Below are 10,174 nucleotides of genomic sequence, written 5' to 3'. Positions count from 1 at the left end.
GGAAGCGGACCGACCCCCCGATGGCCGCTTCCCCCGCACCGACGCCCCATACCCGAAGCCCCTGGCCCCCTCACCGGCCGGGGGCTTCGGCTGTCCCGGGGCGGTGGGCTGCCCGAGCCGGCCGTCGTGCTTCGAGCCTTCGGAGGTGAGTGGCCGAGCGAGACGATGCGCGGCTCGGCAGCCGAACGCCGGTGTGGACAGGAAGGGCGCCGGCCTCAGGCGACAGGCATCGACGCGCCTGGATCTCCGCTTTCCGGTCTGGCTCTCCCTGGGGCGCGGCACCTGCCCTCACAGTGAGGTCAGACGCGGACCCACTCGACGGGGCTGCTGCGGCCCAGGGATGCCGCGTGACAGAGCTTCGGAACATGAGAACCGTCAGTGGACGCGATCTTCACCGGCCCCTCCGAGCATGCTGCCGTCGCCACCACGAGCGCGTCCACGACGTTGTCATGGCCGTCCAGACCGGTGTGTTCCAGCAGTTCTGCCGCGCGGTCGGCGATGATCTCGGTTGCGGGAATGACGGTGAGCCGGGAGCGGAGCCAGCGCAGATGCCGCGCGGCCTGTCCCGTGCGGCGGACTTCGGCGATGCTGACGGTGGAGACCGCGGCCGCGTACCCCTCGGCTTCGGCGACCTTGAGCAGCAGGGTCATTCTGCGGTCCTGGTCAGCCAGGAGAGAGAGTGGCTGCGCGTCCAGGATGAGGAGGGCGCGGGGGAAGGCCTGGACTACTCGCCGTGCCATGCGCGGCGGGCCTCCTCGATCTCCTCGGGAGTGAAGGGTCCGTGCTCATCTTCGTACGCCTCGATGATCTCCCTCGTCTTGGTGAGGGCAAGGGCGTGCTCGATGGCGTCGGATACGAAGCGTGAGAAGCCTCGCGCCCCGGTGCGGGCTTCGACTTCGCGGGCGAGCGACCGGGGAATGGTGACCGACTTTTTGACGGTGGTCTCGTCCGGCGGTGCGTGCTCGATAGCCATACCTCCACTATCCCACCAGTAGTAGGACTTCTGTCCAGTCGGAGCGGGCGGCTGGGCCCTTCCTCGCCGTGAGCAGGTCGTGGGGCAGCCGACAACGGGCGGGTCGTGAGACGTCACCCCCCCGTAGAGAGTGGGCAGATCGACCAGGAGGACATCCACCTCGTGCTTCGGCCCGACCCGCCGGGGTGGACACGGTGCGATGGGCGTCTGATGACGCGACCGGACGGACCTCTCAGGGGCGCGACGGAGAAGGGCGGGGTGATCGCCATGCCGCGGCACCACGCACAACACCCCCCTGATCGCGTCTCCGCGGATCAGAGGGGTGTGAGAGCGGTAGCGGAGGGATTTGAACCCTCGGTGACTTGCGCCACACTCGCTTTCGAGGCGAGCTCCTTCGGCCGCTCGGACACGCTACCGGGAGAGAGCTTAGCCCACGGGAGGCCGTGCTCTGAAATCCGGTCCCGTGTACCGGCCCGGGGGTGCCGTCGGCCGTGCGGTCCGGGACGTGTCACCGCCGTACGAGGGAACGCGGGCCTCGCCGTGCGGGACGTGTCACCGCCGTACGAAGCGACGCGGGCCCCGCTGTCCGGGACGTGGTCACCGCCGTCGGCGGAACGCGGGCCCCGCCGCAGGGGACTCGCGCGCGGGTCTCAGCGTTCCCGGAAGAACTCCGTCAGGACCGCCGCGCACTCCTTCTCCAGCACCCCGGCGATCACCTCCGGGCGGTGGTTGAGGCGGCGGTCGCGCACCACGTCCCAGAGGGAGCCGGCCGCGCCCGCCTTCTCGTCCCGCGCGCCGTAGACCACGCGGGCCACCCGGGACTGGGTGATCGCGCCCGCGCACATGGTGCACGGCTCCAGCGTCACGACCAGGGTGCACTCGGCCAGCCGCCAGCCGCCGAGCCGCTCGGCGGCGCGGCGGATGGCCAGGACCTCGGCGTGGGCGGTCGGGTCGCCCGTCAGCTCCCGTTCGTTGTGCCCGGTGGCGAGGGGGACCCCCGCCCCGTCGAGGACGACGGCGCCGACCGGTACATCGCCGGACAGCGCCGCGCGCTCGGACTCCGCCAGGGCCAGGCGCATCGGCGCCTCCCATGGACCCGTCACCGGGTCTCCCGTCGTCGGTGCCGTCACTACCGGACGGTCTCCAGCACATCGCCGGCGCCCAGCGCCTCCGCGATCTCCATCAGTGCGTCGGTCTCCAGCGCCAGCAGCTCCTTATCCGAAAGGCCGAGGTCCCTGAGAATGTCACGGTCGCCGAGTGGTGTGGCCGGCACCGTGTCCTCGCCCGTTTCGTGGTCGTGGTCGTCGTCCCCGTCCGGCTCTCCGTCCTCCGTGCCGTCGAGGTCCAGCGCGTCCAGTTCGTCGAGACCGCCGTCGTCGCGGCCGAGGAGTTCGTTGGTGAGGATCTCCCCGTACGAGGAGCGTGCGGCGGCCGCCGCGTCGGAGACGAAGATCCGGGGGTCCTCCTCACCCTCCACGCGGACGATGGCGAACCAGGAGTCCTCCTGCTCGATGAAGAGGAGGACCGTGTCCTCGTCCGTCGAGGCGTGGCGGGCCAGGTCGGCCAGGTCCGACAGGGTCTCCACATCGTCGAGCTCTGTGTCGCTCGCTTCCCACCCGTCTTGAGTGCGCGCGAGCAGTGCGGCGAAGTACACCGTGACTCTCCCACTGATCAGAGGTGTGACGATTGAACGGCGCGTCCAGCCCCGCCCACTCGGAATCGTGGCAGAAACCCGGGCTTTGCGAGAGGTCTTCCGTCGTTGCGTCGGCCATCAGTTCACCCCGTACACCGGACCGCTACCAGCGGAAGGTCCGCATACGCATCTGCTGGCGCATCCGCGCGGCGCGGGCGCGGCGTGGCTGAACCCGGTCGCGCAGGGCCTTCGCCTCATTCAGCTCACGGAGAAACTGGGCGCGCCGTCTGCGGCGCTCGGAGTCGTGCTCGGACCCGCTCCCGGGCTCGTCGTGCTCGCTCTCCGGGCTCCGCTCGGCGCGCTGTTCGCGCCGGGGCTCCGGCTCATGACGCTCGGGTTCCGGCATCGGGCCACACCACCCCACGGCTGGACGTATGCCTCCACCTTCCCTCCCTGACCGACCTTGATGCGAGCGCGGGCTACTGTTGAGGACATGCGGATCCATGTCGTCGACCACCCGCTGGTGGCGCACAAACTCACCACGCTGCGCGACCGGCGCACCGACTCGCCGACCTTCCGTCGCCTCGCCGACGAGCTGGTCACCCTGCTCGCCTACGAGGCGACCCGCGATGTGCGCACCGAGCAGGTGGACATCGAGACCCCGGTGACGCGCACGGCCGGGGTGAAGCTCTCCCATCCCCGCCCCCTGGTGGTCCCGATCCTGCGGGCCGGTCTCGGCATGCTCGACGGCATGGTGCGGCTGCTGCCCACGGCCGAGGTCGGCTTCCTGGGCATGATCCGCAACGAGGAGACGCTGGAGGCGTCGACCTACGCCACGCGGATGCCCGAGGACCTCTCCGGCCGTCAGGTCTATGTCCTCGACCCGATGCTGGCCACCGGCGGGACCCTGGTCGCCGCGATCCGTGAGCTGATCGAGCGCGGTGCGGACGATGTCACGGCGGTCGTGCTGCTGGCGGCGCCCGAGGGTGTCGCGGTGATGGAGCGCGAGCTGGCCGACGCCCCGGTGACGGTGGTCACCGCCGCTGTCGACGAGCGGCTCAACGAGCACGGCTACATCGTCCCGGGCCTCGGCGACGCGGGCGACCGCATGTACGGCGCCGCGGAGTAGTACCCCCCTTATCTTGTGATGTCCCGGGCCGCCTTCCGTTCCGTACGGAGGCGGCCCGAGGCATGCGCGGAGGTTCTACGGCCTCAGCACCGGCTCTTGTCCGCCGGTACGGGCCGGGCCAGCGCGGCCAGCGCCTGGTCCGCCAGCGGCTTGGGCGCCAGAGTGGTGAACGCGGTCCCGAGGATCAGGTCCACATCCGCGGTTCTGCGGGTGTCCGTCCGGGGGGTCGTGCCCTTCACCTGCGTACCGAGGACGAGGAAGGGGCCCTTCGCGGCCGTCGGGGCGCCGAGCAGCACACCTACTCCGGCGACCTTCTTGTCGTAGGCGGCGGGGGCGTTGCCGACCTGGCCGATGGCGAAGCCGCGGCGGCGCAGCTCGTCGGCGGCGGCCTTGGCGAGGCCACCGCGCGGGGTGGCGTTGTAGACGTTCACCGTGATCTGGCCGGGCCGCAGGGAGAGCACGGGCGCCACCGCGGTGGCCCGCTGGCAGGCGGTGGCGCGGGCGGCGGTGGCGCGGCGGTCGCCGTCCCCGGCGAAGACATCGATGAGCTGCGTGGTTCCCCAGCCCGCCAGCCCCAGCGCGAGGACGGCGGCGATGGCCGCGGTGATGATCCTGCGGCGGTTGCTCGGGCGTCGCATCCGGGGGTAGGTCTGGCCCGTCACGCGGTACTTGCCGCCCATCCCGGGGGGCGTGAGCATGCTCATGTGCGCAGCGTAGTGCCGTCCAACGGACCTGCCTACAAGATGATCAACCGATTGCGCCCGTACGGACCCGTAATGAGCTCGAAAGGGTCAGTCCCGCCGGAAACGACTCACGCGAGCGGCCGAGCGGGTTGGGAGAGGGGGCCGGGAGTGGTGCCCGGGGAGTCAGCTCAGTTCGAGGACGCGGGCGTGCAGTACCTGGCGTTGCTGGAGGGCCGCGCGCACCGCGCGGTGCAGTCCGTCCTCCAGATAGAGGTCGCCCTGCCACTTCACGACATGGGCGAAGAGGTCGCCGTAGAACGTCGAGTCCTCGGCGAGGAGGGTTTCGAGGTCGAGCTGGCCCTTGGTGGTCACGAGCTGATCGAGGCGGACCGGGCGCGGCGCGACGTCCGCCCACTGCCGGGTGCTTTCCCGGCCATGGTCGGGGTAAGGCCGTCCGTTGCCGATGCGCTTGAAGATCACACGGAAAGCCTACCGGGCAAGCGCCTCCGGGCGCAGCCATGGCGGCCGAGTGCGATCCTGGGCAAAAGCCATCAGAACCGAACAACAGGGGTTGCACATGGCCGGGAGCATGCCCCCGCCCGCGCGGGAAATCGCCACCGGCTACACCTTCGCCGGGCCCGCCGTGGACATGGGGGCCCTGCTGTGGGAAGGCGCCCCGCTGGCCGAGGCCCCCGTCCGGATCCCCCTGTCCATGCTCAACCGCCATGGTCTGGTCGCCGGGGCGACCGGCACCGGCAAGACCAAAACGCTCCAGCTGATCGCCGAGCAACTCTCCACCGCCGGGGTCCCGGTCTTCCTCGCCGACATCAAGGGGGACCTCTCCGGGATCGCCGCGCCGGGCACGGAGAGTGACCGGGTACGGGAGCGGGCCACCCAGGTCGGCCAGGAGTGGGCGCCCGAGGGCTTCCCCACCGCCTTCTACGGTCTCGGCGGGATCGGGCCCGGCATCCCCATCCGGGCGACCGTCACCGACTTCGGCCCGGTGCTGCTCGCCAAGGTGCTCCAGCTCAACACCGTGCAGGAGCAGTCCCTCGGCCTGGTCTTCCACTATGCCGACGCCAAGGGCCTGGAGCTGGTGGACCTCAAGGACCTGCGGGCGGTGGTCGCCTTCCTCGTCTCCGACGAGGGCCGGACGGAGCTGAAGGGGATCGGCGGCCTCTCCGCCGCCACCGCCGGGGTCATCCTGCGCGCGCTCACCGCCTTCGAGCAGGAGGGCAACGGCCCCTTCTTCGGGGAGCCGGAGTTCGACACCGCCGAACTGCTGCGGACGGCGCCGGACGGGCGCGGGACCGTCTCCGTACTGGAACTGGCGGCGGTACGGGAGCGGCCCCGGCTCTTCTCGACCTTTCTGATGTGGCTGCTGGCCGATCTCTTCCACGATCTGCCGGAGGTCGGCGATCTGGAGCGGCCGAAGCTGGTCTTCTTCCTGGACGAGGCCCACCTGCTGTTCACGGGCGCGACAACCGCCTTCCTGGAGTCCATCACCCAGACCGTCCGGCTGATTCGCTCAAAAGGGGTCGGGGTCTTCTTCGTGACCCAGACGCCGAGGGATGTGCCCGCCGCGGTGCTGGGACAGCTCGGCAACCGGGTCCAGCACGCCCTGCGCGCTTTCACCCCGGAGGACGCCACCGCGCTGAAGGCGACCGTGCGCACCTTCCCCCGGTCGGCCTATGACCTGGAGGAGGTCCTGACCACGCTGGGCACGGGCGAGGCCGTGGTCACCGTGCTCAGTGAGAACGGCGCGCCCACGCCGGTCGCCGCCACCCGGCTGGGCGCTCCGCGCTCGCTGATGGCGCCGGTCGACGCCGCGACGCTGGCCGCCGCGGTGAGCGCCTCGCCGTCGTACGCCCGTTACGCACAGGCGGTGGACCGCGAGTCGGCGTACGAGCGGCTGACCGCGCCCGCTCCGCCGCCCGCACCTGATGCGCCGTCGGGTACGGAGCCTTCCGGCGCCGGTACGGGATCTTCCGGCGTCGGTACGGGATCTTCCGTGGGGGGTACGGGACCTTCCGTACCGGCTCCGGAGGGGCGGGCGGGGCAGGATCGCACCCTGGTGGAGCAGGTCGTCGACAGCGGGGTCTTCCGGTCGCTGGCCCGCTCGGTCGGCACCCAGATCGGGCGGGAGATCACCCGGTCCCTCTTCGGCACCACGCGCCGCCGCCGCTGACGTCCCGTCCGCACGCCGAAGGGCCGGGCCCGGCGCTGTGCGCGCCCGGCCCGGCCCCGGTGGAGGTGGGGATCAGCGGGTGGGGTGGGTGTGGCCCGGCCGCAGATTGCCGTTGCCCTTGTTCTTGCCGGAGCTGAGGGCGGGGGCCACCGGCTTCGTCAGCGAGCTGATGTCATGGGCGTAGGTGCCCGTCGCGTTGGCGATGATCCCGATGTTCACGCCGAACGCCTTCAGATTGACGTTGTTGATGTCATCGCCACGGGAGTGGTAGTTCGGGTCGTACGACTGACCCGCCGTACCACCGAACTTCGCCGCCTGGGCGGCCGTCTTGACGCCCTCGGCGCCGGTGAAGGTGCCGCCGGAGGGGATGCCGACCTCGATGAACGGCCCGTAGTCGGAGCGCCCGGAGAAGTCCGTGCCCTCGTGCGGGATGTTCTTGCGGTCCAGGTAGGAGGTGATGTCACGCTCCAGCTGGGCCGAGCCCTGGGGGCCGGGGCCCGCGCCGACACCGTCGGAGTTGTCGCCGTCGTAGACGAACAGTCCGTAGTTGGGCGAGGCGATCATGTCGAAGTTGAGGTAGAGCTTGATCTCCTTCTTGCCCACCCCGGTCAGCCCGTTGACATAGGCCTTCGAGCCCAGCAGACCGGCCTCCTCCGCCGACCACCAGGCGAAGCGGACCTTGTTGGCGGGGCGCTTCTCCGCCTTGGCCAGCTCCTGGGCGACCTCCAGCAGACCGGCGGAGCCGGAGCCGTTGTCGTTGATGCCCGGGCCCTCGTGGACGCCGTCGAGGTGGGCGCCGAGTACCACGGTGTTGGCGGCGTTGCCGTGGCGCGTCTCCGCGATCACGTTGTGGGTGGTGCGGTTCTGCTGGAGCTGGCGGATCTCGAAGCCGACGCTGACCGGCCCGGCGGCCGCCTGGCCGACCAGCTTCTCGCCGTCGGCCTGGCTGATGCCGCCGACCGGGATCCGGCCCGCGGCGGGGTCGCTGAGGGTGCCGCCCATCGAGCCGGCCACGTTGTTGTAGATGATGGCGCCGATCGCGCCCGCGTCGGCCGCGGCGGCCTGCTTGATGGCGAAGGTGCAGCCACCGCGCTTGATCAGCGCGATCTTGCCCGCGTAGCCGCCCGCCGCGTAGTCCGCGGCCTCGCAGCCGGTGGTGTCGTCGGCGGGCACGGTGGCCACCTCGGCGGTGACCCCGCCGACCGGGGTCGACCTGGTGTAGGTCAGCGCGTTGATGACGACATCCCGGGGCTCCGGGGAGTTGACCCGCAGCCGCTGGGCGAGCGTCTCGGTGTAGAGGAACTGGAACGGCTCGTACCGGACATCGAGACCGGTCTTCTTCAGCTCCGAGAAGACATACGCGGCCGAGGCGTCATAACCCAGCGTGCCCGCGGCGCGGTTGCCGCTCGGGCCGGTCTCGGCTATGCGCTGGAACTGCTTGAGATGCTTGTAGGCGTCTTTCACGGACGCCTTGGCGACCAGCTTCTCGGCCAGCTCCGAGGCGTCGTCCCCGGGGCTCTTGGCGGTGGAGGGGGAGGCCGAGGCCAGCAGGAGCGGGGTTGCCAGTGCGGCGGCGGCCAGGGCGGCCACGGCTCTGCGACGGGTTGCCTTCACAGAGTTCCTTCCCGGAGGGGTGCGGTTGAGTTGAGGGGACGTTAACGACCGGGACACCCGGATGGGAACGCCTGTGCCTCAACTCACGTCTCCCTGCCATCTCCCCGTAAAAGAGGAATGGGTTAATCCCCTTCAGGCGGTTATTTTTCAGCCATTCTTGGCTTCTTTTGCGGCTCGCTTCAGCTCTTGCTTGTGGGCCCGGACCTTGGCCAGCGATTCGGGTCCGGTGATATCGGCCGCCGAGCGATAGGAGCCCTCCTCGCCATAGGCGCCCGCGGCTTCGCGCCAGTTCCGGGGCCTTACGCCGTACTGCTTGCCCAGCAGCGCCAGAAAGATCTTCGCCTTCTGCTCCCCGAAGCCGGGCAGGGCCTTCAGCCGGGTCAGCAGGGCGTGGCCGTCGTCGACATCCCGCCAGACGGCGCTCGCGTCACCGTCGTACTCATCCACCAGGAAACGGCAGAGCGCCTGGACGCGCTGGGCCATGCTGCCCGGGTAGCGGTGGACGGCGGGCTTCTCCTTGAGCAGCTCCGCGAAGGCGTCGGGGTCGTAGGCGGCGATCTCGTCGGCGTCGAGATCGTCGCGGCCCATGCGCTGGGCGATGGTGTGGGGGCCCGCGAAGGCCCACTCCATCGGGACCTGCTGGTCAAGGAGCATGCCCACCAGGGCGGCGAGGGGGCTGCGGCCGAGGAGGGCGTCCGCGTCGGCCTGCTGGGCGAGATGGATCGTGGGGGTCATACCCCCGATGATCACCCGGCCCCGGGCGCCCCGCCAGTGAACGGCGTAGGCGCCCGGGGCCGGGCGCTGGTGTGTGTGGGGGCACGGGGTGGAGGGGTCGGCCCGACGGCTCCGGCGGTGGGGTGGAGGGGTCAGCCCGTGGGGGGCGGCGGTGGGGTGGAGGGGTCAGCCCGTGATGTAGGTGGTGCCGAGGACGTTCAGATTCTCCAGAACGTCCTCCATCGGGTCGTCGACCTGCCCGGTCGAGATCAGCGCCACCCGGTGGCCGTTGTGCGCGTTCTCGTTGGTCTCGTCGGCCGCCGCGCTGGTGGCGCTGGTCAGGGGGAGGACCGACGCCAGTGCCGTGATCCCGAGGATCACCAGGGGGAGTCGGGGCCTCGTGTGGGGTGTGCGGGGCGTGCTCGTCGTGTCCGTCGTGTTCTTCCGGGGCTGGCGGTTGTTCCCGCTGCTCCCGTTCCGGCTGGTCCTCCGGCTCTGTCCGCTCTGACTGGCCTGACTGCCCTGCGCCATCTGCTCGCCCGTCTGCTCGTCGGCTTGCCCACTGATGGGTGTATCCATCCGCCCGGTCCGCGGGACACGGCCTCGGGGACCGGACGGTGGACATTCACCCGGTTGGCCTAACGACGGGCGGTGGTCGGGGTCACGTGACGGGGTGAGGCCGGTCAGGCGGGTGCGGGGGCGTAGATGACCGTGCTGCTCTCACAGCCGTTGTCGGCGAAGATCTTCAACGTCTCGATCTCGTCCTTGTCGACGGAGAGTCCCCAGCGGAGCTTGGTCCCGGTCCACTCCGCGATGTAACGGCATTCCCTGCCCCCGGAGAGCGGCAGCCAGCCGTTGACGTCCTGGCCCCGGTTCCAGTGCGGGAAGGCGGAGGCCGAGTATCCGGCGTTCTCCTCGGGGACCTCCGTGAGCCGGGAGATGGCGTCCTCCAGTTGGAGCACCACGTGGGGCACCGCTGTGGCGGGCGCGGGGGCTGAGGTCAGCAGGGGAACGAGAGCCAGGGGGAGCGCGGCGAGGGCGCGGGCGAAGTGATGGGGCATAGGGAGGTGGATAGCGCGCCCCGACCGGGGAGTGGGGGGTGTGGCGCCGACCTGTCACTCGTAGGGAGGCGCGGGGGCGGCCGTGTCACTGGGCGGATGTTCGAGCCGGTGGGGTCTGTTCGTATCTCTGAACGTGTGGTGTCGCGGGTGGGGGCGGTGGGCCCTGGTGGCGGGGGGAG

Annotated in this window: 13 protein-coding genes and 1 tRNA gene; 2 read left to right on the top strand and 12 right to left on the bottom strand. The window is 70.7% G+C overall.

Annotation, left to right across the window (positions count from 1 at the left end; all coding sequences use genetic code 11):
- Positions 1 to 299: 299 nt before the first annotated feature.
- The 6 genes from ACFVIM_RS28430 to ACFVIM_RS28405 all read right to left on the bottom strand — a co-directional run bounded on the left by ACFVIM_RS28430 (position 300) and on the right by ACFVIM_RS28405 (position 3,012).
- Positions 300 to 740: a type II toxin-antitoxin system VapC family toxin gene (locus ACFVIM_RS28430; protein ID WP_384307071.1), complete on the bottom strand. Its 441-nt coding sequence runs from the start codon at positions 738 to 740 to the stop codon at positions 300 to 302.
- Entirely contained in the window at positions 725 to 973 is a 249-nt protein-coding gene (locus ACFVIM_RS28425) for a hypothetical protein (RefSeq protein WP_384307068.1), read from the bottom strand. The genes ACFVIM_RS28430 and ACFVIM_RS28425 overlap by 16 nt, the downstream gene beginning before the upstream one ends.
- 331 nt (positions 974 to 1,304) lie before the next feature.
- Positions 1,305 to 1,389, bottom strand: a tRNA-Ser gene (locus tag ACFVIM_RS28420).
- 234 nt (positions 1,390 to 1,623) lie between these two features.
- Entirely contained in the window at positions 1,624 to 2,052 is a 429-nt protein-coding gene (gene tadA / locus ACFVIM_RS28415) for a tRNA adenosine(34) deaminase TadA (protein WP_384307075.1), read from the bottom strand.
- Between the two features lie 50 nt (positions 2,053 to 2,102).
- Positions 2,103 to 2,627, bottom strand: a complete 525-nt coding sequence (locus ACFVIM_RS28410) for a hypothetical protein (RefSeq protein ID WP_384307066.1) — start codon at positions 2,625 to 2,627, stop codon at positions 2,103 to 2,105.
- A 142-nt stretch (positions 2,628 to 2,769) separates the two neighbouring features.
- Positions 2,770 to 3,012 carry a hypothetical protein gene (locus ACFVIM_RS28405; protein WP_384307064.1) on the bottom strand — a complete coding sequence of 81 codons (243 nt, stop codon included), beginning with the start codon at positions 3,010 to 3,012 and terminating at the stop codon, positions 2,770 to 2,772.
- Between the two features lie 87 nt (positions 3,013 to 3,099).
- Between ACFVIM_RS28405 and upp the strand changes: the two genes are divergently transcribed.
- Positions 3,100 to 3,735, top strand: coding sequence for a uracil phosphoribosyltransferase (upp, locus tag ACFVIM_RS28400; RefSeq protein ID WP_384307061.1), 636 nt, complete (start codon positions 3,100 to 3,102; stop codon positions 3,733 to 3,735).
- A gap of 83 nt (positions 3,736 to 3,818) precedes the next feature.
- Here upp and ACFVIM_RS28395 read toward each other — a convergent pair whose 3' ends face one another.
- Together ACFVIM_RS28395 and ACFVIM_RS28390 are read right to left on the bottom strand one after the other, a co-directional pair.
- The gene (locus ACFVIM_RS28395; RefSeq protein ID WP_384307058.1) at positions 3,819 to 4,439 is read right to left on the bottom strand and encodes a LytR C-terminal domain-containing protein; all 621 of its coding nucleotides are present in this window, start codon (positions 4,437 to 4,439) and stop codon (positions 3,819 to 3,821) included.
- A gap of 162 nt (positions 4,440 to 4,601) precedes the next feature.
- On the bottom strand, positions 4,602 to 4,898 hold the full coding sequence (locus ACFVIM_RS28390; protein WP_323448625.1) for a type II toxin-antitoxin system VapB family antitoxin: 297 nt from the start codon (positions 4,896 to 4,898) through the stop codon (positions 4,602 to 4,604).
- A gap of 97 nt (positions 4,899 to 4,995) precedes the next feature.
- Here ACFVIM_RS28390 and ACFVIM_RS28385 point away from each other — a divergent pair, with 97 nt between their 5' ends.
- The gene (locus ACFVIM_RS28385; RefSeq protein ID WP_384307055.1) at positions 4,996 to 6,606 is read left to right on the top strand and encodes a helicase HerA-like domain-containing protein; all 1,611 of its coding nucleotides are present in this window, start codon (positions 4,996 to 4,998) and stop codon (positions 6,604 to 6,606) included.
- Between the two features lie 72 nt (positions 6,607 to 6,678).
- Here ACFVIM_RS28385 and ACFVIM_RS28380 read toward each other — a convergent pair whose 3' ends face one another.
- The 4 genes from ACFVIM_RS28380 to ACFVIM_RS28365 form a co-directional block, all read right to left on the bottom strand.
- A complete protein-coding gene (locus ACFVIM_RS28380) occupies positions 6,679 to 8,220 on the bottom strand; it encodes a M28 family metallopeptidase (RefSeq protein WP_384307052.1) in 1,542 nt (513 codons plus the stop codon).
- Positions 8,221 to 8,367: 147 nt separating this feature from the next.
- Positions 8,368 to 8,955, bottom strand: coding sequence for an HhH-GPD-type base excision DNA repair protein (locus tag ACFVIM_RS28375; RefSeq protein WP_384307051.1), 588 nt, complete (start codon positions 8,953 to 8,955; stop codon positions 8,368 to 8,370).
- A 165-nt stretch (positions 8,956 to 9,120) separates the two neighbouring features.
- The gene (locus tag ACFVIM_RS28370; protein ID WP_384307073.1) at positions 9,121 to 9,318 is read right to left on the bottom strand and encodes a hypothetical protein; all 198 of its coding nucleotides are present in this window, start codon (positions 9,316 to 9,318) and stop codon (positions 9,121 to 9,123) included.
- Between the two features lie 299 nt (positions 9,319 to 9,617).
- Entirely contained in the window at positions 9,618 to 9,995 is a 378-nt protein-coding gene (locus tag ACFVIM_RS28365) for a hypothetical protein (protein WP_384307049.1), read from the bottom strand.
- Positions 9,996 to 10,174 lie beyond the last annotated feature (179 nt).

This window comes from Streptomyces sp. NPDC057638, from assembly GCF_042800315.1.
GTDB lineage: Bacteria > Actinomycetota > Actinomycetes > Streptomycetales > Streptomycetaceae > Streptomyces.
The sequence above is the reverse complement of the archived record's forward strand: the minus strand, read 5'-3'. Positions and strand labels throughout refer to the sequence as shown.

Bases quoted from the DNA above. Each gene is read 5' to 3' on its own strand.
- ACFVIM_RS28430 (WP_384307071.1), bottom strand. From the start codon at position 740: ATGGCACGGCGAGTAGTCCAGGCCTTCCCCCGCGCCCTCCTCATCCTG.
- ACFVIM_RS28395 (WP_384307058.1), bottom strand. From the start codon at position 4,439: ATGAGCATGCTCACGCCCCCCGGGATGGGCGGCAAGTACCGCGTGACG.
- ACFVIM_RS28365 (WP_384307049.1), bottom strand. From the start codon at position 9,995: ATGCCCCATCACTTCGCCCGCGCCCTCGCCGCGCTCCCCCTGGCTCTC.
- ACFVIM_RS28385 (WP_384307055.1), top strand. From the start codon at position 4,996: ATGGCCGGGAGCATGCCCCCGCCCGCGCGGGAAATCGCCACCGGCTAC.
- tadA (WP_384307075.1), bottom strand. From the start codon at position 2,052: ATGCGCCTGGCCCTGGCGGAGTCCGAGCGCGCGGCGCTGTCCGGCGAT.
- upp (WP_384307061.1), top strand. From the start codon at position 3,100: ATGCGGATCCATGTCGTCGACCACCCGCTGGTGGCGCACAAACTCACC.
- ACFVIM_RS28405 (WP_384307064.1), bottom strand. From the start codon at position 3,012: ATGCCGGAACCCGAGCGTCATGAGCCGGAGCCCCGGCGCGAACAGCGC.
- ACFVIM_RS28425 (WP_384307068.1), bottom strand. From the start codon at position 973: ATGGCTATCGAGCACGCACCGCCGGACGAGACCACCGTCAAAAAGTCG.
- ACFVIM_RS28375 (WP_384307051.1), bottom strand. From the start codon at position 8,955: ATGACCCCCACGATCCATCTCGCCCAGCAGGCCGACGCGGACGCCCTC.